Annotated in this window: 19 protein-coding genes; 17 read left to right on the plus strand and 2 right to left on the minus strand. The window is 37.1% G+C overall.

Features of this window, described 5'->3' with window-relative positions; translation table 11 throughout:
* The first annotated feature begins 35 nt into the window (after nucleotides 1-35).
* The 12 genes from GA0061074_RS00130 to GA0061074_RS00185 all read left to right on the plus strand — a co-directional run bounded on the left by GA0061074_RS00130 (nucleotide 36) and on the right by GA0061074_RS00185 (nucleotide 11,074).
* On the plus strand, nucleotides 36-452 hold the full coding sequence (locus GA0061074_RS00130; RefSeq protein ID WP_167550152.1) for a MarR family winged helix-turn-helix transcriptional regulator: 417 nt from the start codon (nucleotides 36-38) through the stop codon (nucleotides 450-452).
* Between the two features lie 165 nt (nucleotides 453-617).
* Nucleotides 618-1,484 carry a DegV family protein gene (locus GA0061074_RS00135; protein ID WP_092461078.1) on the plus strand — a complete coding sequence of 289 codons (867 nt, stop codon included), beginning with the start codon at nucleotides 618-620 and terminating at the stop codon, nucleotides 1,482-1,484.
* A 185-nt stretch (nucleotides 1,485-1,669) separates the two neighbouring features.
* On the plus strand, nucleotides 1,670-2,515 hold the full coding sequence (locus tag GA0061074_RS00140) for a DegV family protein (protein WP_092461079.1): 846 nt from the start codon (nucleotides 1,670-1,672) through the stop codon (nucleotides 2,513-2,515).
* A gap of 114 nt (nucleotides 2,516-2,629) precedes the next feature.
* Complete coding sequence (locus GA0061074_RS00145; protein WP_092461080.1) at nucleotides 2,630-3,502, plus strand: GDSL-type esterase/lipase family protein; 873 nt, start codon at nucleotides 2,630-2,632, stop codon at nucleotides 3,500-3,502.
* The gene (locus GA0061074_RS00150) at nucleotides 3,503-4,120 is read left to right on the plus strand and encodes a YpmS family protein (RefSeq protein ID WP_092461081.1); all 618 of its coding nucleotides are present in this window, start codon (nucleotides 3,503-3,505) and stop codon (nucleotides 4,118-4,120) included.
* Complete coding sequence (locus GA0061074_RS00155) at nucleotides 4,117-4,338, plus strand: YozE family protein (RefSeq protein WP_092461082.1); 222 nt, start codon at nucleotides 4,117-4,119, stop codon at nucleotides 4,336-4,338. Before GA0061074_RS00150 ends, GA0061074_RS00155 begins: the two co-directional genes overlap by 4 nt.
* 22 nt (nucleotides 4,339-4,360) lie before the next feature.
* On the plus strand, nucleotides 4,361-5,233 hold the full coding sequence (gene ylqF, locus GA0061074_RS00160; protein ID WP_092461083.1) for a ribosome biogenesis GTPase YlqF: 873 nt from the start codon (nucleotides 4,361-4,363) through the stop codon (nucleotides 5,231-5,233).
* Nucleotides 5,226-5,990 (plus strand): ribonuclease HII, encoded by a 765-nt coding sequence (locus GA0061074_RS00165; protein WP_092461084.1) that lies wholly within the window; start codon nucleotides 5,226-5,228, stop codon nucleotides 5,988-5,990. Before ylqF ends, GA0061074_RS00165 begins: the two co-directional genes overlap by 8 nt.
* Before the next feature lie 49 nt (nucleotides 5,991-6,039).
* Nucleotides 6,040-6,906, plus strand: coding sequence for a DNA-processing protein DprA (gene dprA / locus GA0061074_RS00170; RefSeq protein WP_092461085.1), 867 nt, complete (start codon nucleotides 6,040-6,042; stop codon nucleotides 6,904-6,906).
* Nucleotides 6,907-7,029: 123 nt separating this feature from the next.
* Nucleotides 7,030-9,174: a type I DNA topoisomerase gene (topA, locus tag GA0061074_RS00175; protein ID WP_240005845.1), complete on the plus strand. Its 2,145-nt coding sequence runs from the start codon at nucleotides 7,030-7,032 to the stop codon at nucleotides 9,172-9,174.
* Nucleotides 9,175-9,186: 12 nt separating this feature from the next.
* Entirely contained in the window at nucleotides 9,187-10,113 is a 927-nt protein-coding gene (xerC, locus tag GA0061074_RS00180) for a tyrosine recombinase XerC (RefSeq protein WP_092461086.1), read from the plus strand.
* A 79-nt stretch (nucleotides 10,114-10,192) separates the two neighbouring features.
* On the plus strand, nucleotides 10,193-11,074 hold the full coding sequence (locus GA0061074_RS00185) for an aldose 1-epimerase family protein (protein WP_092461087.1): 882 nt from the start codon (nucleotides 10,193-10,195) through the stop codon (nucleotides 11,072-11,074).
* A gap of 44 nt (nucleotides 11,075-11,118) precedes the next feature.
* Here the strand turns inward: GA0061074_RS00185 and plsY are convergent, their stop codons facing one another.
* Entirely contained in the window at nucleotides 11,119-11,742 is a 624-nt protein-coding gene (gene plsY / locus GA0061074_RS00190; RefSeq protein WP_092461088.1) for a glycerol-3-phosphate 1-O-acyltransferase PlsY, read from the minus strand.
* Between the two features lie 195 nt (nucleotides 11,743-11,937).
* Here plsY and parE point away from each other — a divergent pair, with 195 nt between their 5' ends.
* From parE to GA0061074_RS00205, 3 genes are all read left to right on the plus strand, one after another.
* On the plus strand, nucleotides 11,938-13,965 hold the full coding sequence (gene parE / locus GA0061074_RS00195) for a DNA topoisomerase IV subunit B (RefSeq protein ID WP_092461089.1): 2,028 nt from the start codon (nucleotides 11,938-11,940) through the stop codon (nucleotides 13,963-13,965).
* Nucleotides 13,966-13,971: 6 nt separating this feature from the next.
* A complete protein-coding gene (gene parC, locus GA0061074_RS00200; RefSeq protein ID WP_092461090.1) occupies nucleotides 13,972-16,431 on the plus strand; it encodes a DNA topoisomerase IV subunit A in 2,460 nt (819 codons plus the stop codon).
* 76 nt (nucleotides 16,432-16,507) lie between these two features.
* Nucleotides 16,508-17,434: a manganese-dependent inorganic pyrophosphatase gene (locus GA0061074_RS00205; RefSeq protein ID WP_092461091.1), complete on the plus strand. Its 927-nt coding sequence runs from the start codon at nucleotides 16,508-16,510 to the stop codon at nucleotides 17,432-17,434.
* Nucleotides 17,435-17,565: 131 nt separating this feature from the next.
* Here GA0061074_RS00205 and GA0061074_RS00210 read toward each other — a convergent pair whose 3' ends face one another.
* Complete coding sequence (locus tag GA0061074_RS00210; protein ID WP_092461092.1) at nucleotides 17,566-18,183, minus strand: GntR family transcriptional regulator; 618 nt, start codon at nucleotides 18,181-18,183, stop codon at nucleotides 17,566-17,568.
* A 245-nt stretch (nucleotides 18,184-18,428) separates the two neighbouring features.
* Here GA0061074_RS00210 and GA0061074_RS00215 point away from each other — a divergent pair, with 245 nt between their 5' ends.
* Nucleotides 18,429-19,694: a quaternary amine ABC transporter ATP-binding protein gene (locus GA0061074_RS00215; RefSeq protein ID WP_092461093.1), complete on the plus strand. Its 1,266-nt coding sequence runs from the start codon at nucleotides 18,429-18,431 to the stop codon at nucleotides 19,692-19,694.
* 1 nt (nucleotide 19,695) lies between these two features.
* Nucleotides 19,696-21,426 (plus strand): ABC transporter permease/substrate binding protein, encoded by a 1,731-nt coding sequence (locus GA0061074_RS00220; RefSeq protein ID WP_092461094.1) that lies wholly within the window; start codon nucleotides 19,696-19,698, stop codon nucleotides 21,424-21,426.
* The last annotated feature ends 9 nt before the right edge of the window (nucleotides 21,427-21,435 follow it).

A 21,435-nucleotide genomic window follows, 5' to 3' on the forward strand; every position in this document is an offset into this window, starting at 1 on the left:
TATTCATTAATAACATATTTATTTTGGAGATTGATATGAAAACAATTTTTGAAGCGCTAAAACAAGCAGAAGCACAACATAAGTCTGTACTATTGACGATAACTAAAAATAATGGCATGACTATTGCCGAATGGAAGTTACTTAATTTATTAGAAAAGCAAATTAATACGCAAGATAAATTGTCATCTGATACGGGCTTAGATCATTCAACATTGTCGCGTCAATTACATTCGTTGAATAGAAAAAAAATGATTATGAGTGAGTCAATTGGTCATAATAATCGGCAATTGCGTTATGAACTAACACTAGCTGGTTCTGATGCGTTGGTAGCAGCTAATACGCAATATTCAACTTTTCAAGACAAAGTTTTTCAATTATGGTCTGATGAAGAATTCAATATGTTACAGATTTTGTTAAATCGTCTAAATAAATCAATGAAAAAGCCACTTTAGGACAGTCAATTTAAGAAGTAAAATGAAAACATATTAAATTTATGTTATGATTTATCGAGTGACTAGGTCGTTTTATCTATTAAAATGATTTTTTGCTGATTTATATAGTCAGTAATTCATTGACGTTGTCTTAAGCGTCAAATGGTTTTGAAAGGATTTAATTAAATGAAACTTGCAGTCGTTACTGATTCAACTGCTTATTTGAGTCAGGAAGAAATTGATAAATATGATATAAAGGTTGTTTCTATGCCGGTTATTATTGATGGTGTAACCTATCGAGAGGGCATTGATATTACAACTGAAGAATTCTATGATAAATTAATGACATCGTCAGAGTTTCCAACAACTTCGCAACCTTCATTAGGAACTTGGATATCATTAATTGACTCATTAAAAGAGGCCGGTTATGAAGGGGCCATTATTATCAATTTAGCCTCAACTATTTCGGGTACAGTGAATACTGTTGCAGGCTTAAATGACATGGTTGATGATTTTAATGTCTATGGTTATGATTCAAAGATTACAGTACGCTTGATGGGACATATGGTCATGAAAGCTGCTGAAATGGCACAATCAGGTCATGACATTACTGAAATTATTGATACTTTGGATAAGCTATCAGCTACAGTTGATGAGTGTTTTATTGTTGACGATTTACAAAATCTAGTTCGTGGTGGTCGTTTATCAAATGCATCAGCATTTATTGGTACAATGTTAAAAATCAAACCACTGTTAACTTTTGATGATGAGACAAACCATATCGTACCTTTTGAGAAGGTACGATCAATGAAGAAAGCTATGCAACGTGCAGAAACGTTGTTTGCTGAAGCTAAAAACCAAGCTGATTATCCACTTCGTGCCATTGTTATTCAAGGAAATGATGAAGTAACTGGTAAAGCTTGGCATGATAAATTACAAAAAAAGTATCCGGATATGCGAATTGAGTATTCATATATCGGACCTGTAATCGGTGCCCATTTAGGAAAAGGTGCACTTGCATTAGCATGGTTGCGTGATCCAGATTCACTTTAAACAAAAATTAAGCTGTTGCTATCTGCTATGTTGTGGGGTACGGCTTTTTTTGTCTAAACTTGATGGTTTACATATGGTTATGGAAACTAGCTTATCGGCTTTTGTATATTACATAATTGAAAAAGCAATTTAAAAATGAGATAATTAGTTATATTGAAATAGAGAAAAACGGGGAAGTAAATATAATGGCCCAAGTAAAAATTGTGACTGACTCTACGGCAATGCTATTGCCCGATGAGATTAAAAAATATCAAATTACAATAATTCCACTAACTATTGTTGTTGACGGTGTGACATATCAAGATGGTGTTACGATTTCACCAGTTGAGTTTATGGATAAGATGGCAGCTGCCAAAAACTTACCACAAACATCTCAACCAGCTTTAGGTGTGTTTACTGAATTATATGAACCTTTAGTTGCTGATGGTTCATCAGTTATTTCGATTCATTTGACGAAAGGTTTGTCTGGATCAGTTGATGCGGCACGTCAGGCAGCGATGATGGTAGATGGGGATATTACTGTTGTTGATTCTGATTTGATTGATCGTTCATTGGGGATGGTTGTCTTAGCTGCAGCTGAAAAGGCGGCTAGTGGCGCAACACGCGATGAGGTTTTGGCTGAAATTGAAGCAGTAAAAGCTAAAACTGAGCAATACGTGATGGTTTCTAAATTAGACAATTTGGTTGCAGGTGGTCGTTTGTCAAAAACGGCAGGCTTGATTGCAGGTATGTTGAATATACGTGTTGGCGCACATGTATATTCTGGAAATATTAATGTTGAAACAAAGGGTCGTGGTGCAAAGTCAACGAAGGCTTATATTAAAAAGATTACTGACATATTGCAGGCAGCTCCTAATGGTGTTCATGCTATTGGTATTTCAACGGCAGGTATTCCTGAAAAGCGTCAAGAATTGGGTGATCAATTGAAAGAAATGTTCCCTGATGCTCAAATTGTTTTGCAACAGACAACGCCAATTGTTGCAACGCATACTGGAGATGGTGCTATTGGATTTAGTTATCAATTAAATTAATTAAAGTTAATAACTACAAAATAGCGGGACTCTCTAGTCCCGCTATTTTTCGTGTTTTACTAAATATGGTAAAATAATGCATTAGGTTATATTGTTCAGAAAGGGGTTGTCTTTATGTATAAAAAAATTATGCGATGCTTAGTAGCAATGGGAACGGTTTTTTTGGTCAATATTTCAACGGTGGATGCAGCCAATAAAAAATCAATTAATTTTGTTGCAGTGGGCGATTCTTTAACTGAAGGAGTTGGGGATACAACTTCACAACAAGGATACACGAAACGAACGGCCCAAACGCTTACTGATAAATATAATGTTGGCGTTAAGACAGCAAATTATGGTAAAGCTGGTGATCGCTCTGATCAAATTTTGAAGCGAATTAAAGCTAATCCACGTGCGATTAAGCAATTAAAAAATGCAGACGTTATTACTTTGACAGTGGGTGGAAATGACCTGCAACAAACTTTATTTAAAGCAATTTTTTCAAAATCTAGGCAAGAAGTTACAAGGTATGTTTCACAAGCAATGCCAGACTATACTGAAAATTTGACGTCTTTGGTTCAATTCATAAAAAAGCAAAATAAAGATGCACCAATTTATTTGTTTGGTAACTATAATCCGTTATATGTTTACTTAGCTAATCGTGATGATTTAAATGCGGATGTGAAAATATATAATGATATTAATGCTAATTTAGCATCGGCGGATAAACAGGTACGATATGTTTCGACTTTTAAGACTTTAACATATGGTCAATATACAACCAAAAAAGACCGTGAAAAATTGCGAACATCTGCTAAATTAGCTAATCGTGGTTCTATAAATAATAGTATGGTTACAAAAGCATTACAAGATAAAGCCAAAAGTGAGCGTAATCACTATATTACAACACAAGATCACTATCATCCGAATGATATTGGATACGATAAAATGAGTGATTTGTTGGTTAAAAAAATGGCAGTCAATAAACAGGAGTGGTTAAAAAAATAAATGACACAAAATAATATGCGATCAAGTACTGATGCATTAATTCGAACGGCACGTAGGCAAGGCGCTTTTAAAGGTGTTTTTGGGACGTTATTAGTGCTAGTTGTTGTCACAATCGGATTGTTGTTTATGCCACAGAGTCATAAACATGTGACAGATACGAGACCAGAGATTGGTCAAGCTTCGTTTGAAGTTAGCATTAGTCGTAGAGAATTAAATGCCTTAGTGGAAAAATATATTAATGCGGATCCATCTTTGCGCAAGCAATTCCGCTTTGAAATGCAAAAAAAGGGAATGATGGTATATGGAACTTATAAACTGTTTGGGCAATCTGTTGATTTTGGTATGCAAATGACGCCAGAGGTCACTAAAAATGGTGGTATTTTGTTACATGCTGATTCGGTTGCGGTAGGTCAGTTACCATTACCCGTGAAGTTTGTCATGAACTATTTTGGTAAAAAATTTGATTTACCAAAATGGTTGGTCTTAGATTCACAAAAACGAACTTTATTAATTGATTTGGGTAAAGCACCAAAAGTACAAGGTGTTCGTGTAAAGGCAGTCCAGATTGATCCTAAAAACGATAAATTTGTATTTAGAGGAGGTTTTTCAGATAGATGAGACGATCATTTTTTCAATGGTTAATGACGCAACGAAATCCAGTAACAAGTGATGAAGTTGAAAATTTCGCCAATGCAGCGTTTTATGATACACAATTTCCTAAACATACAGATGATTTTGATTTCGTATCACGATATTTAGAAGAGAACGCTACGTATTTACATAGTATGTCTATTTTTGATCAAGCATGGGCACAATATTTGACATCAGAAGAATAATGATAGTATAGAGGAGTTTAGTATGTCGCAAATTATACAATGGTTTCCAGGACACATGGCGAAAGCCTTTCGTTTAATGCGAGAAAACTTAAAGCATGTTGATATTGTTTTTGAGTTAGTAGATGCACGAATTCCATTATCGTCGCGTAATCCAGAATTAGATGAAGTTTTAGGTGATAAGCCGCGCTTAATTGTCATGACCAAAACAGATTTAGCTGATCCAGAAAGAACAAGTGTATGGCGCAATTACTTTGAAGAACAAGGATTAACTGTTGTTTCTCTAGATACTCGTGGTCATAAAACACCACAAATTATCACGAAAGCAGCACGCATAGTTTTAGCGGACAAATGGGCTAACTTGGCACAAAAAGGTGTTCAAGACAAAGCGATACGAGCATTAGTTGCGGGTGTGCCTAATGTTGGTAAATCAACCCTTCTAAATCACTTGGTTACTAAAAATGTCGCCATTACAGGAGATCGTCCAGGAGTTACCAAGAAATTGCAGTGGTTAAAGACACCAACTAATTTAGAATTATTAGATACGCCCGGAGTATTATGGCCTAAATTTACGGATCAACGAGTTGGTCAACATTTGGCAATGACAGGAGCGATTAAAGATCAATTAATTAATTTGGATGATATTGCATTAGCTGCTTTAAAATTCTTTAGGGAATATAATCCAGAAGCGATTGTAGCGCGCTATCATTTAAATGATGGTATTTGGGCAGCACAATCCGATGTAGATGTATTATTAACAATTACTCAAAAATTAGGCTTTAAAGATGATTATGATCGTGCTTCTGAACGTTTGTTACTTGATTTAAGGCGTGGTAAGTTAGGACGTTATACTTTGGAATTACCAAGTGATAATATTGGTGAAGTAGTAGATGACTAACAAAGAAACAATTGGCAACATAAAAGAGCTATTGCTTGATGAACCATCTGCAGAAGATATTGCACGATGGCGACAAGATCAGCGTGTTGGAGTGCAAAAATTACTGACGCAGTATGATAAACGGCAGGTTAAAAAGCAGCGCCAACAGCAAGCGTTTGAACATCGTTTAATGTTTGAAAAACAAGCTTGGCAACATGGTGCTCGATTAGCTGGGGTTGATGAAGTGGGCCGTGGACCATTAGCTGGACCAGTCGTTGCGGCAGCTGTTGTAATCGATGATTCGTTTGATATGACGATTGTACATGATTCTAAGCAGTTAACGGAAAAAACACGCCTAGGTCTTGACCAAGAATTACGTGAAAAAGTGGTTGATTTTGCTTTTGGAATTGTTGATGCATCAGAAATTGATCGTTTAAACATTTATGAAGCTTCGAGAGTTGCCATGCGTCAAGCAATTGAGGCATTACACACACCTATAGACGGGCTTTTAATTGATGCGATGACTGTTGATTTACCGTTACCACAGGAAAAATTAATTAAAGGTGATGATCGCAGTATTTCTATTGGTGCAGCATCTATTTTAGCTAAAAATTATCGTGATTCGTTAATGAAAGATTTTGCTAAAAAATTTCCAGGATATGGGTTTGAACATAATGCTGGTTATGGGACTGCTGAGCATCTAGCTGGTTTGGAAAAATTTGGTGTAACACCAATTCATCGACAAACTTTTTCGCCAGTAAAAAAGTATTTAAATTAATAAACAAATCACGTTGTAAAACGTCTTTCCTATAAACGGAGGATGTTAAATGGAACAACGTGATTTTTTATTGTGGCTAATGTTAGTACCGGGTTTGACTATTAAAGGTCGATATCGTATTTGGCAATATCTGCATCAAAATAGTTTTACAGTAATACCTATACAGATGGTTTTAAAATTAAGTCAACTTAGTCATAAAAAACAACAAATTATTTTTGAGTGGTACCATCAGAGAAATTGGCAGGTAGAATTTCGGCGTATTAAGAGTTATCACTTTATTACCATATGTGATGAGAAATATCCTAAGTATTTGTCAACATGCATTGATGCACCTATTTGTTTATTTTATCAAGGTGATTTAGATTTACTATCTCAACCATTAATTGCAATTGTAGGCGCACGTAAAGCTACTGATTACGGTAAAAAAATTTTACACGCATGGGTACCGTATCTGATAAAATCAGGTTTAACGACTGTTTCTGGGTTAGCACTAGGTATTGATGAATTAACACATCGTGCCACATTAACTGCGGGCGGTAAAACAATTGGTATTATCGGAACGGGACTTGATTGGGCATATCCAAATCGTACTGACCGTCTGCAGGAGCAAGTTGCTATTCAAGGTTTATTAATATCTGAATATTTACCTTGGCAAAAACCTGAACGAAAAAATTTTCCTGAACGTAATCGTATTATAGCTGGGTTGAGTCATGTATGTTTGATTGTTGAAGCACAAAAAAGGTCAGGTTCTTTAATAACGGCTATGATTGCTTTAGAGCAAAATCGCACTGTCATGGCTGTTCCAGGACGTATAGATACCCAGTGTTCAAGAGGAACAAATGAGTTAATTTTAGCTGGTGCAACACCAGTATTAGTGCCACAACAGATTGTGTTGGAATTTAAGAATTTCTATTAATTGCTAAAAAAATAAGACTGTGAGCATTTGGCAAATCTCAGGTTGATAGTGTATAGTACAATACTGTTAGGTATAAAGACTAATTAAAATAAAAATAAATTATAAGAAAAGAGGTGCACGCAAATGGTTTCACAAACTGCTGTTAAAGAAAAAAAGGCGCGTGCGGTGAAAAAAACGACCACTAAAACGAAAACGCGAGCGAAGAGCAAGGCCAAGCCTAAGAAAAACTTGGTTATTGTAGAATCGCCATCTAAAGCAAAAACAATTGAAAAATATTTAGGTAAAAGCTATAAAGTCGTTGCTAGTATTGGACACATTCGTGACTTACCTAAGTCAACGATGGGCGTTGATATTGAAAACGATTATCAACCAAAGTATATTAATATTCGCGGTAAAGGGGATGTTATTAAATCCTTGAAAAAGGATGCAAAGGCATCTAAGCATGTCTATTTAGCTTCCGACCCGGACCGTGAAGGAGAAGCAATTGCCTGGCATTTAGCTCATATTTTAGATTTGAATTTAGATGATAGTGACAATCGTGTTGTCTTTAACGAAATTACAAAAGACGCTGTAAAAGAGGCTTTTAAGCATCCTCGGAAGATTGATATGGATTTGGTAGATGCCCAGCAGGCGCGTCGTATCTTAGATCGCCTTGTAGGTTATTCATTATCACCTATTCTATGGAAGAAAGTTAAAAAAGGATTATCAGCTGGTCGTGTGCAATCAATCGCATTAGGATTGGTAATCAAACGTGAACAAGAAATCCAAAGCTTTGAGCCTGATGAATATTGGTCACTAGATACTATGTTTAAAAAGGGCCGGACTAAATTTAAGTCTACTTTTTATGGTCTTGATAATAAGAAGACAACGTTACCTGATAATGATGCTGTTCAGAATGTTTTAAAGAAAATCGATAAAACACAGCCGTTTAATGTAACAAATGTTGTTTCCAAAGACCGTAAGCGTAATCCACAACCTCCATTCACCACATCAACAATGCAACAAGCGGCTAATACACAGTTAAACTTTAAAACACGTAAAACAATGATGGCTGCTCAACAACTATATGAAGGTATTAATTTAGGCGGAAAGAACGGTACGGTTGGGTTAATTACTTATATGCGTACTGATTCAACACGTTTGTCAGAGACTGCTAAATCAGAGGCAACGACATTTATTCATGACGAGTATGGTGAAGAATTCGTGGCTGCTAAACCTATCCAAGGTAAGAAGCAGGAGGGTGCACAGGATGCCCATGAGGCTATTCGACCAACCTCGGTTTTTAGAACACCATCATCAGTAAAAGATAAGTTAACTAGCGAGCAGTTTAAGCTTTATCAATTAATTTGGTCACGTTTTGTTGCCAGTCAGATGACACCAGAAATTTTAGCAACAATGGCAGTTACCATTGAGCAAAATGGTGTTACTTTTAAGGCCAATGGTTCACAAACAAAGTTTGCTGGGTTTACTAAGGCATATCCTGCTGCGAAGAGCAAAGATAATAAATTGCCAGCCCTTGAGATTGGGGACGCGTTAGATATGCTAACAATGTCACCAGAACAACATTTCACGCAACCGCCTGCTCGTTACACTGAAGCAACATTGGTTAGAGCACTGGAAGAAAATGGTGTGGGACGTCCCTCAACATATGCAGCAACAATTGAAACAATTCAACGTAGAGCATATGTACGACTAGACACTAAGAAATTTGTTCCAACTGAACTAGGCGAATTGGTGCAAAATACAGTTCAAGAGTTTTTCCCAGATGTTACTAACATCAAATTTACTGCTCAGGTTGAAGCGGATTTGGATAGTGTTGAAGCCGGACAAAAGTACTGGGTTAAAGTAGTTGATGAATTCTTTACGCCATTTTCTAAGGAGCTAGAAGTAGCTGAAAAAGAAATGGAAAAAGTGGTTCTAAAGGATGAATTAGCTGGTTATGATTGTGATATTTGTGGTGCCCCAATGTTAACTAAGTTAGGACGTTATGGTAAGTTCCATGCTTGTTCACGTTTCCCAGATTGTCGCAATACACAAACCATCGTCGAAGAGATTGGTTTGTTATGCCCTAAGTGTAAGACAGGTCAAATTGTGGAGCGAAAAACAAAACGTGGTCGCACGTTCTATGGTTGTTCACGTTATCCTGAGTGTGATTTCGTTTCTTGGGATAAGCCAAATGAAAAAACCTTGCCAGATGGTACAACGCCTAAAGAAGACTCAGAGGAAACGAAGAAGGATCAAGATAATACAGTAAAAACATCTGATTAAAGGGGTCTTATAATGATTTCGAAAGATACTGAGACTGCAAAGCAACTTTTCTTAGATTATCTACGTATTGAAAGACAATATTCTGTTGAAACACAAAAAGCCTACAAAAGTGATTTGACAGAATTCTTAAATTTTCTATCTAAAACTCAGGATGATCAAGAAATTGATTTAAATAAAATTACGACGTTTGATGTTCGTGTATTTTTATCTGAATTGTATGAAAAAGGTGACGATGCTAGAACAATTGCACGTAAGGTGAGTTCGTTGCGTAGCTTTTATCGTTTTTTAATGAATAATGAAATGGTAAAGGATAATCCGTTTGTCGGTATTACTTTGCAGAAATTTGGTAAACATTTACCACGTTATTTTTATCAAAAAGAATTAAAAAGTATGTTTGATGTCGTTATGGCCGATCATTCAATTTTGGGTATTCGTAATTGGTTATTGTTGGAAATGTTGTATGGTACGGGTGCACGTGTTTCCGAAATTGTAAGTATGACACTTCAGACGGTTGACCAGCATGCTCGCGTCGTTACCATTACTGGAAAAGGAAATAAAATGCGAGTGGTACCATTTGGGCGTTATGCGCTGGACGCTTTGGAACAATACTTAGCTGCTAGTCGGCCTTTATTGGCAGAAAAGCAGCAGTTACCGAATGATTATTTATTTTTAAATCAGCGAGGTAATGCGTTGACAACCGCAGGCGTTGAATATATTTTAAAGCAAATTGGCAAAAAAGCTGGTTTGACACAGGATGTAACGGCACACATGTTTCGGCATACATTTGCAACTGATTTGCTTAATAATCAAGCCGACTTAAGAACCGTACAGCAGTTATTGGGACACAGTAGTTTGAGTACCACACAAATTTATACACACGTTACAACCGATGCTTTACAACAAAGTTATCGTAATTTTTTCCCACGCGCTTCAGAATGATTTTTATAATGATAAAATTGGTAAAGACCAATTTTATTTGGTATGATGATTATAACGTTAACGAAACTGTGGAGGGCTTATGTCAGTAAAATTAGAAAATGAAAACATTAGTGTTATTATTTCTGAGCTAGGGGCAGAATTGACTAGTGTTACAAACCGTGAATCTGGTTTAGAATATATGTGGACAGCTGACCCTAATTTTTGGGGAAGACATGCTCCTAACCTGTTTCCAATTGTTGGTCGTTTGAAAGGTGATCGTTATAAGTATCGTGATAAAACATATTTTATGACGCAACATGGATTTGCTCGTGATAATGAGTTTGATTTAGTTGAAAAAACATCAACCTATGCACGTTTCCGATTGGTTGATACTGAAGAAACACATTCAATTTATCCTTTCCATTTTCAGTTAGATGTTATCTATCGACTAACGAACCAAGATACTTTAGGTGTAACTTATGTCGTAACAAATACTGACTCACATGAAATTTATTTTTCTGTCGGAGGTCATCCAGGATTTAGGGTGCCGTTGGAAGAAAATGAAAAGTTTACAGATTATTATGTAAATATTGAGCCTAATCGTATTTATAATCGTTCAAAGTTAGTTGGTCCATATTTAGATAATGATTTGGATACAACTTTTAATTCATCTATTCCATTACGTTTACGACGTGATGACTATAAAAATGATGCTATTATTTTGCGATTAGACGGTAACCCAGTATCCGTTGTTTTAGCTAGATTGGGTGTATCGCATGGTGTTACCATGCACATTCAAGATGCGCAATACGTAGGTATTTGGACACCGTATGGTAAAGAAGCACCATTTGTTTGTCTTGAACCATGGTGGGGTGTTGCTGATACAGTTAATGCTGATGGTATCATTAATCATAAGTATGGTATTAATGAACTTGCACCGGCACAAACATTTACCGGTTCATACTCATTATCATTCTTTTAAATATAAAATTAAAAGCTCTCCCAGATGGGAGAGCTTTTATTATATTATTTTTTTGACAACCAGTAGCCGAAACCAAAGGGTACTTTAGATTCAGTACCTTTCAAAATTCGACTGATATTACCACGATGACGATAGAATACAAAAATAGTCAAAACAAGAGCGATAATTGCTAATAACCAATCATGTAACCAAAAAGCTGACAGTAGTGTAACGACTGTAAAGCCAAGCATTGATCCAATAGATACCATACTTGTTAACAGGATGGATGATAGAAAGGCAATGACTGCTGCTGTAAACATTGATGGGCTGTACAATAGTAGCACACCTACTGATGTTGCCACAGCTTTACCACCTTTAAATCCAATCCACATAGAAAATGTATGACCAAGAATAGCGCCTAGACCGACAACCATATATGACCAATGAGGTGCATTACCCCAAATGTTTGCCATCGAAGCACCCAAAATTCCTTTACATAAATCAATAATTAATACCATGACACCTGGGAAAACACCTAATGTGCGGAAGGTATTTGTGGTTCCAATATTTCCTGAACCTAGTTTTAAAATATCCTTATTGTAAAAGATTTTACCAATCCAATACCCAGAAGGAATTGAACCAAATAAGTAGGCTAATACAAAACTAATGATAAAATGAAAAATCGTCACAACGATGTCTCCTTATATTTTTTTTAATACTTATATGATTATAATTTATCACAAAACCTTCTCTATTTTATCATGTTTCTAAACTTAAGAGCTTTAAATTTTTTTAATAGTATTGCGTCGGAGGTTAGTTTTGAGATATTATGAAATTTGAAACGCGTTAAAACGCAGGATAACACAAATGAAAGGAAAACATCCATGGTAAAGAAAAATGATTATTCGGATGATTCCATTACAGTTTTAGAAGGGCTTGAAGCTGTTCGAAAACGACCGGGGATGTATATTGGTTCAACAGATGGTAAAGGCTTGCACCATCTAGTGTATGAAATCTTTGATAACGCAGTTGATGAGGCATTGGCTGGGTATGGTGATGAGATTAACGTTACGATTCATGAAAACAACGCAATTACTGTCGTTGATCACGGTCGTGGTATGCCAGTTGGAATGCATTCCTCTGGAAAGCCAACACCAGAAGTCATACTAACTGTTTTGCATGCTGGTGGTAAGTTTGGTCAAGGTGGCTATAAAACATCTGGTGGACTACATGGGGTGGGTTCTTCAGTCGTTAATGCATTATCAAGTGACTTAGTAGTCACGATTGTGCGTGATGGTATGAAGTATCAAGAACACTTTATTAATGGTGGGCACCCAGATGGAACTCTTAAAAAAATCGGTAAAACAAAAGAAAAGTCTGGGACAACGGTGACATTTAAGCCAGATCCAGCCATTTTTTCAACAACGATTTATAATTTTAATACATTAGCTGAGCGATTACGTGAGTCAGCATTTTTGCTACGTGATGTCAAAATTACGTTAACTGATGAAAGACCTGGTCAAGAGCAAAGTGAGGTTTATCATTATTCTGAAGGAATTAAGGCGTTTGTATCATATCTAAATGAAGATAAAGATACACTCGGCGATATCATGTACTTTGATGGTACTGCCCAAGGTGTTGAAGTTGAAGTCGCAGCACAATATAACGACGGTTTTTCGGAAACGATGATGTCATTTGTTAATAATGTGCGTACGCCTGATGGTGGGACACATGAGGCTGGCTTACGTTCAGCCTGGACAAAGGCCTTTAATGAGTATGCCCGTAAGGTAAATCTTTTGAAAGATAAAGATAAGAACTTAGAAGGTTCTGATGTTCGTGAAGGATTATCGGCGGTTATTTCCTTAAGAATCCCCGAAAATATTCTACAATTTGAGGGTCAAACAAAAGAAAAGTTAGGAACACCAGAAGCTCGTACGATTGTTGATAACATCATCACGGAACAATTAGGCTTTTATCTTATGGAGAATGGTGAATTCTCACAGGGGCTTATTCGTAAGTCATTACGAGCTAGAGAAGCCCGTGAGGCTGCACGTAAGGCACGTGATGAAGCTCGTACAGGGAAGAAAAAAGGTAAAACGGATCGATTACTTTCTGGTAAGTTAACACCCGCTCAGTCTAAAAATGCAAGTCAAAATGAGTTGTTCTTAGTTGAGGGTGATTCTGCCGGTGGTTCTGCTAAGCAAGGTCGTAATCGTAAATTCCAAGCAATTTTGCCTTTACGTGGTAAAGTTTTAAATACTGAAAAAGCTAAATTAGCTGACATTATGAAAAACGAAGAGATTGCAACTATTATTTATACGATTGGTGCTGGTGTTGGTCCGGAATTTAATGTTGCTGATTCACATTACGATAAGATCATTATTATGACCGATGCGGATGATGATGGTGCGCATATTCAAACATTGTTACTAACATTCTTTTATAAGTACATGCGACCATTAATTGATGCTGGTAAGGTTTACATTGCATTGCCACCGCTATACATGTTGCGTCGTGGTAAGGGTAAGCAGCAACAAGTTGAGTATGCATGGACGGATGCACAGTTAGAATCAGCTGAACAAACAATCGGACGTGGATATACTTTGCAACGTTTTAAGGGACTAGGTGAAATGAACGCTGAACAACTTTGGGCGACAACCATGGATCCAAGTCAACGGACGTTAATTCGTGTCAAAATTGATGATGCTATGTTAGCTGAAAAACGTGTCACGACTTTGATGGGTGATAAAGTAGAACCACGTCGTAAGTGGATTGAAAGCAATGTTGCCTTTAATCTAGTTGAAGAGGGTGATACATTGCTTGATGAGGCGGAGCAAGCTGAAGAATTAAATACCCAAAGTGAAGAATTTGTGGCGCCAATTATTGAAAGTTGGCAAGACAAAAAGGAGTAAAGTTGAATGGCAGAATCTGGAAATATTCAAGAATTAAGCCTTGAAGCGGTAATGGGTGATCGTTTCGGACGATACTCAAAATATATTATTCAAGAACGTGCATTACCGGATATTCGAGATGGTTTGAAACCGGTACAACGTCGTATTTTGTACGCCATGAATAAAGATGGTAATACTTATGATAAGCAATTTCGTAAGTCAGCCAAATCAGTCGGAAATGTTATGGGTAATTTTCATCCGCACGGTGATTCATCAATTTATGAAGCCCTTGTGCGTATGTCACAGGATTGGAAATTACGTGCGCCCTTAATTGAAATGCACGGTAATAATGGGTCAATTGATAATGATCCTGCTGCTGCAATGCGTTATACTGAAGCCCGTTTATCAAAGTTAGCAGGTGAAATGCTACGAGATCTTGATAAAGAAACCGTTGATATGGTCCTTAACTTTGATGATACGGAGTACGAGCCTACAGTTTTGCCAGCTCATTTTCCTAATCTATTAGTGAACGGAGCTACTGGTATTTCAGCGGGGTATGCAACTGATATTCCACCTCACAATCTAGGTGAAGTTATTGATGCGTTAATTTATTTACTTTCACATCCTAAAGCTAGCTTAGAGGATTTGATGGGCTTTGTGAAAGGTCCAGATTTTCCAACGGGTGGTATCATTCAAGGTGTTGATGGTATCAAAGCTGCTTATAAGAATGGACGTGGCCGTATTGTTGTTCGTTCAAAAACTGAAATTGTTAAGCTAAAAGGTGGCAAATCGCAAATTCAAGTTAGTGAAATTCCTTATGAAGTGAATAAAGCTAATTTAGTTAAAAAGATTGATGAAATACGATTAAATAAAGATGTTGCAGGTATTGTTGAAGTGCGTGATGAGTCTGATCGTGATGGATTATCAATTGCTATTGAATTAAGTAAGGATGCAAATGTAAATGGAATTTTGGCTTATTTGCTAAAGAAAACAGATTTACAGGTAACTTATAATTTCAATATGGTGGCAATCCATAACCTACGTCCAGAGCGAGTTGGCTTAAAGACAGCCCTTGAAGCATTTTTAGAGCATCAAGTTGATATTATTACGAAACGAACAAAGTATGATTTGCGTAAAGCACAAGAGCGTCAACATATTGTTACTGGGCTAATTAAAGCACTTTCAATTTTGGACGAGGTCATTACGACAATTCGTGGATCAAAAGATCGTAAAGATGCTAAACAAAATTTGGTTGATCAGTTTGATTTTACCTTAGAGCAAGCTGAAGCTATTGTAACTTTGCAGTTGTATCGTTTGACTAATACCGATGTGACACAGCTACAGGCTGAATTTGAAGAGTTGTCAAAGAAGATTGAACACTTTAATGAGATTCTTTCTGAGCCTAAGGTTTTGCGTCAGGAATTGCGTCAAGAGTTAAAGCTGATTAAGAAAAATTATGGTACGCCGCGTTTGACAGAAATTCAGACTGATGTGCAAGAACTCAAATTTGATGCAACAGTCACAGTTGCGGATGAGGATGTTGCAGTGTTAGTTTCAAGAATGGGATACGTTAAACGTTCATCACTACGCTCACACAAAGCATCTGGGGATGATAACGGTTTGCGTGAAGATGATAGTGCTGTCTTTATTGGTCACGTGAATACATTGCAACATATTTTTATGTTTACGAATAAGGGACATGTTATTTATCGACCAATCCATGAGTTGCCAGAGTTTAAATGGAAAGAAGCCGGTGAACACTTATCACAATCGATTACTGGTTTTTTACCTGATGAAGAGGTTATCCATGTTGAGGTTGTTTCCGATATTGATAAACTAGTTGGTACTTGGCTAACCGCAACTAGCGATGGTTATATCAAACAATTTAAATTTGCAGATCTTGTACCACGTAGTACTTATAAAAAGCGTAGTATGATTTTCATGAAATTAAAGGTTAGTTCAGCAACTATTGTCGGGTTAGAGAAATTGCAACTCGGTGATAATGCTAACCGTACAGTTGTTTTGGCATCTCGGAAGGCTATGGGACTACGTTATGATTTGACAGAAGTCCCTGTATCTGGTAACCGAACGGCAGGTGTTAAATCAATGAATTTAGCAGCTGATGATGAGATTATTAGTATGGCATCAGCAAGTGATACTCAGGCATTAGCGATTGTTACACAACGCGGTGCTTTTAAGTGGATGGCAGTTACTGAAATACCAGTTACAAGTCGTGCTCGCAAGGGCGTATTGATTATGCGTGAATTGAAAAAAGATTCACATGAGATTGTTGCAACGCAAATTATTGATCAACATTCACCAAAACCGCTATCAATTTATACAACTCGCGGTAAACAGTTTGATGTAATGCCAACTGATCATAATTTAAGCCAACGATACAGTAATGGTAGTTTTATTATTGATGTATCAACAGCTGGCCAACCCGTGGCTATGCAGATATATGACGTTACAAAGGTAGTTAATTAATACATTCTCTATGTATCATCGTAAAAAATGGTGTATGATTAACATGATAAAAAATAATGAATTGGAGAATTATCTGATGGCTAAGACATTGGTTTTTGGACACCAAAACCCTGATACAGATACAATTGCATCTGCAATTTCTGCATCATATTTCTTAAACAAGGCGTACAAGTTAGAAACGGAAGCAGTAGCTTTGGGAACACCTAATGCAGAAACAGAATATGCATTAAACTACTTTAAAGTGGAAGCTCCACGTGTAATTGAAAATGCGGATACAGAAGAAGTTATCCTAGTTGACCATAACGAAGCAAGTCAGTCAGTTGCTAATTTAGCTGATGTAACTGTTGCTGGTGTTTATGATCACCACAAGATTAACTTTACTTCAGCTGCACCATTATGGTTTATTAATAAGCCATTGGGATCAGTTGCAACTGTTCTATATTATGAATATCAAACAGCAGGTATTGAGATACCTGCTGAAATTGCTGGTATGATGCTATCAGCTATTATTTCTGATACGCTTTTGCTAAAGAGCCCAACTACAACATCAATGGACAAGCCTGCATTAGAAGGATTGGCAAAGATTGCTGGTTTGGATGATTACGAAGCTTATGGATTAGAAATGTTGAAGGCTGGTACTGATTTATCAACTAAAACTGCTAAGGAATTGATTGATGGCGATGCTAAGTCATTTGAATTGGCTGGTCAAACGATTCGCATTGGTCAAGTTAATACAGTTGATGTTAATGATGTATTTAATCGTCGTGATGAGATTGCAACTGCAATTTCTGATGAGTTAGCAAGTGAAAACTATGATACGTTTGTCTTTGTTGTAACAAATATTTTGGATTCAGACTCAGACATTTTGGTATTGGGTGATAATCAAGATAAAGTCGCTGCAGCATTCGGTGTTACGCTAACTGATGGTCGTGCATCATTGCCAGGTGTAGTATCACGTAAGAAGCAAGTTGTGCCACCATTGACAACTGCATTTGAAGGATAAAAAAATTGCTGAACAACGCCATAATTGGTTTGTTGTTCAGCAATTTTTTGTTTTAAAGCTTTAAATGTAATTAAATGATATCTATATGATAAAATAAGTATTGGAAGGGCTTACTTACAATAACTAAATGTCTATTCATAAAATAAATTATAAACATTTTGGTAACTAAGTTCATCGCCAACGAAATATAATGTATCATTTTGATAAATTTTTGCATATGGACCTGGTGAAAGTGTAAGATGATTTTCATGTAGAATACCAACTAAGGTTGTGCCAGTTCGATGCCAAAAATTTAATTCACTAATTGTTTTATCAAACATTGAGGATTGATTGACTAGTTTCAATTCGTAAGGGGTAAATGGGTTATATTTCTTATAGTATTGTGTTTGTTCAATGAAATCATTGAGTGATTGAGTAAGTTTAACTAATCCAATTTGTTGTTCTGCAATTTGGTTAGTTAGATCTGTTTGCAGGTTTTGCAAATTTTGAGCATCACTTTCAGAATTAACAAATTCTTGCGCCTTTTCACGAGAAATGACGATAGCTCCGCTACCATGATGTGTTTCTACAATATCTAAATCTTCTAAGATACTAATAGCACGGCGAGCAGTTTCTGATGAAACGCCGAAATTAGTGGCCAATGTTGAACGAGCATGGATTTTAGTCCCTACTTGTAATTGACCGCTACTAATTTGTTCAGCAATCCTTAAAGCGATTATACGATATCGGGGTTGTTTAATTGCTGGCATAACGTCCTCCTAAAATCAGTCATATGTTTTTAGCATACCATAGATTTGGTTGAACGTGACGCTTAAAGTATTTTTAAAATAAATTGGTATTTCAATTCAATCCGCTTCCTTATCACTATTTTAGTTAATATGGAACGATTGGTATAGTAGTTTTTATTTGACCAAAGTGACAACTTTATGTTTAAAATAGAATTGTCACTTAGCGAAAGCCTAAAAACTTTCGAACAAGTAGGAGGAGAAAATATATGTCAAAGGTAAAAATTGAACACCTGACTAAGATTTTCGGAAAGCGTGTAAAGCCAGCCTTACAGATGGTTGAGCAACACGAATCAAAAACTGATATCTTAAAGAAGACAGGCGCTACAGTTGGTGTTTATGACGCTAACTTGTCTGTTGAAGAAGGTGAAATATTCGTTATCATGGGACTTTCTGGTTCTGGTAAGTCAACGTTGATTCGATTGTTAAATCGATTGATTGAACCTACTTCAGGTCATATCTACATTGACGATGATGACGTTTCAAAAATGAATAAAGAAAAGTTACTCGAAGTTCGTCGTAAGAAGATGAGCATGGTATTCCAGAGTTTCGGCCTTTTCCCACATCGTACGATTTTGCAAAATACTGAGTACGGTTTGGAAGTACAGGGTGTTCCTAAAGCTGAACGTCGTGAAAAGGCGGAAAAGGCGTTAGAAAATGCCAACTTGTTGGCATTCGAGAATCAATATCCTAACCAACTATCTGGTGGTATGCAACAACGTGTTGGTCTTGCTCGTGCCTTAGCGAACGACCCTGAAATCCTACTAATGGATGAGGCGTTCTCAGCACTTGACCCATTGATTCGTCGTGATATGCAAGATGAATTGTTGGATTTGCAAGAGCAATATAAGAAGACAATTATCTTTATTTCCCACGATTTGAATGAGGCCCTACGTATTGGTGATCGTATTGCCATTATGAAGGACGGGGAAGTTGTTCAAATCGGTACTGGTGAGGAAATTGTTACGCAGCCAGCCAATGATTATGTTCGTGCCTTCGTCGAAGACGTTGACCGTTCAAAGGTTTTGACGGCTGAAAACATTATGATTCCACCATTCTTTACAAACATTGAGGTCGATGGACCTAACGTTGCATTAAAGAAGATGCGTACTGAAGAGGTATCTGGTCTAATTGCGGTTGACCGTAAGCGTCAGTTCCGTGGCTTTATCTCAAGTGAGGATGCTATTCGTGCCCGTACAGAAGGATTATCACTAGCTGACGTTGCTAAGAAGATTCCAACGGTTGCACCCGATATGTTAGTTATGGATATTATGCCATTAATTTATGACTCACCTACACCATTAGCTGTTGTTGATGAGGATGGACGTTTACGTGGAACGTTAATTCGTGGACGTGTTCTTCAAGCATTAGCTGAAAATGGTGAGATGAGTGAAGAAGAATCTGCTGCTAAGAGTGTTGTTGCAGACCAAGCTGAATCCGAAACAGCTCAACTAGAGTCAAAGGAGGAGGTATAAAATGTTCGTTTTAGCAGATTTGTTTCCTAAATTACCTTTAGGACCATGGGTAGATAGTGGTGTTGATTGGTTAACTGATCATCTAGGTGGTTTCTTTGATGCATTGCAAAGTGCTGGAAACGCTGTGATGAATACAATGACTAATGGATTGATGACAATTCCAGTTTGGTTATTCATTATTGGTATGACAATTTTTGCCATTTTAATGTTTGGTAAGAAGTGGGGTATTCCACTATTTACATTTGTTGGTTTAATTATTGTTGAAAATCAGAACTTATGGTCTGATTTGATGAACACATTTACGTTAGTTATTATTTCTAGTTTGATTTCGGTTATTATCGGAGTCCCACTAGGAATTTGGATGGCAAAGAATGAAACGGTTAATAAAATTATTCAACCAATTCTTGATTTCATGCAAACAATGCCTGCCTTTGTTTACTTGATTCCAGCCGTTGCCTTCTTCGGTATCGGTGTGGTTCCAGGTGTGTTTGCCTCTGTTATCTTCTCATTGCCACCAACAGTGCGTATGTCAAACTTAGGTATTCGTCAAGTACCTACAGATTTGGTTGAAGCTGCTGATTCATATGGTTCTACTGGAAAGCAAAAGTTGTTTAAGGTTGAATTGCCTTTGGCTAAGGGAACAATCTTCTCAGGTATTAATCAGACATTGATGCTAGCTTTGTCAATGGTTGTTATTGCCTCAATGATTGGTGCTCCTGGATTAGGACGTGGTGTTCTATCTGCCGTGCAAAACGCTGATATTGGTAAAGGTTTCGTCAACGGTCTTTCATTGGTTATTTTGGCCATTATTATTGATCGTTTCACGCAACAACTTAACCGTACACCTGCTCAAAAGTCAGAATCAAAGCCAAAGCATCACTGGAAGGGCTGGACATCTATTGTTGTTGCCGTAGCCATGATCGGTGGTGGTGTGGTTAACTCAGTTACTTCAGCAAGTTCACAAAAAGAATCAATTAAGTTGGTTTATGTGCAATGGGATTCTGAAGTTGCATCAAGTAACGTATTGGCACAAGCTATGCGCCAACACGGTTATGATGTTGATTTGACACCATTGGATAATTCAATTATGTGGCAGTCAATTGCTAATGGCCAAGCTGATGCTTCTGTATCTGCATGGTTGCCATTGACTCACAAGGCACAATATAACAAGTACAAGTCAGATATTGACTTAGTTGGTCCTAATTTGAAGGGTGCTAAGACTGGTTTGGTTGTACCAAAGTATATGAATGTAAATTCTATTGCTGATTTGCAAGACCAAGCTGGTAAGAAGGTTACTGCTATTGAACCTGGTGCTGGTGTAACAAGCTCAGCTGAAAAGGCTATGAAGGACTACGGTTTGGATAGCAAGGGATGGCAAGTAACACCATCATCATCTGGAGCAATGGCTGTTGCGCTAGGTAAGGCGATTAAAGCTAAGCAAGACATTGTTGTTACTGGTTGGGAACCACACTGGATGTTCCAAAAGTATGATTTGAAGTACTTGGCAGATCCAAAGAAGACATTCGGTGATTCTGAGACGCTTAACACAATGACTCGTAAGGGATTGAAGGAAGACAAGCCTGATGCATACAAGGTCCTTAAGAACTTTAAGTGGACTAAGGATGATATGGGTAAGGTTATGCTTGATATCCAAAATGGTAAATCAGCCAAGCAAGCCGCAAACGACTGGATCAAGGCACATCAATCAAAGGTTGATGCTTGGTTCAAGTAAGGAAAATAT

Source organism: Weissella bombi (assembly GCF_900094835.1).
GTDB lineage: Bacteria > Bacillota > Bacilli > Lactobacillales > Lactobacillaceae > Weissella > Weissella bombi.

Bases quoted from the DNA above. Each gene is read 5' to 3' on its own strand.
- GA0061074_RS00185 (WP_092461087.1), top strand. From the start codon at position 10,193: ATGTCAGTAAAATTAGAAAATGAAAACATTAGTGTTATTATTTCTGAG.
- GA0061074_RS00130 (WP_167550152.1), top strand. From the start codon at position 36: ATGAAAACAATTTTTGAAGCGCTAAAACAAGCAGAAGCACAACATAAG.
- GA0061074_RS00165 (WP_092461084.1), top strand. From the start codon at position 5,226: ATGACTAACAAAGAAACAATTGGCAACATAAAAGAGCTATTGCTTGAT.
- GA0061074_RS00220 (WP_092461094.1), top strand. From the start codon at position 19,696: ATGTTCGTTTTAGCAGATTTGTTTCCTAAATTACCTTTAGGACCATGG.
- GA0061074_RS00140 (WP_092461079.1), top strand. From the start codon at position 1,670: ATGGCCCAAGTAAAAATTGTGACTGACTCTACGGCAATGCTATTGCCC.
- GA0061074_RS00155 (WP_092461082.1), top strand. From the start codon at position 4,117: ATGAGACGATCATTTTTTCAATGGTTAATGACGCAACGAAATCCAGTA.
- parE (WP_092461089.1), top strand. From the start codon at position 11,938: ATGGTAAAGAAAAATGATTATTCGGATGATTCCATTACAGTTTTAGAA.
- GA0061074_RS00210 (WP_092461092.1), bottom strand. From the start codon at position 18,183: ATGCCAGCAATTAAACAACCCCGATATCGTATAATCGCTTTAAGGATT.
- GA0061074_RS00205 (WP_092461091.1), top strand. From the start codon at position 16,508: ATGGCTAAGACATTGGTTTTTGGACACCAAAACCCTGATACAGATACA.
- dprA (WP_092461085.1), top strand. From the start codon at position 6,040: ATGGAACAACGTGATTTTTTATTGTGGCTAATGTTAGTACCGGGTTTG.
- topA (WP_240005845.1), top strand. From the start codon at position 7,030: ATGGTTTCACAAACTGCTGTTAAAGAAAAAAAGGCGCGTGCGGTGAAA.
- GA0061074_RS00215 (WP_092461093.1), top strand. From the start codon at position 18,429: ATGTCAAAGGTAAAAATTGAACACCTGACTAAGATTTTCGGAAAGCGT.
- xerC (WP_092461086.1), top strand. From the start codon at position 9,187: ATGATTTCGAAAGATACTGAGACTGCAAAGCAACTTTTCTTAGATTAT.
- ylqF (WP_092461083.1), top strand. From the start codon at position 4,361: ATGTCGCAAATTATACAATGGTTTCCAGGACACATGGCGAAAGCCTTT.
- GA0061074_RS00145 (WP_092461080.1), top strand. From the start codon at position 2,630: ATGTATAAAAAAATTATGCGATGCTTAGTAGCAATGGGAACGGTTTTT.
- GA0061074_RS00150 (WP_092461081.1), top strand. From the start codon at position 3,503: ATGACACAAAATAATATGCGATCAAGTACTGATGCATTAATTCGAACG.
- parC (WP_092461090.1), top strand. From the start codon at position 13,972: ATGGCAGAATCTGGAAATATTCAAGAATTAAGCCTTGAAGCGGTAATG.
- GA0061074_RS00135 (WP_092461078.1), top strand. From the start codon at position 618: ATGAAACTTGCAGTCGTTACTGATTCAACTGCTTATTTGAGTCAGGAA.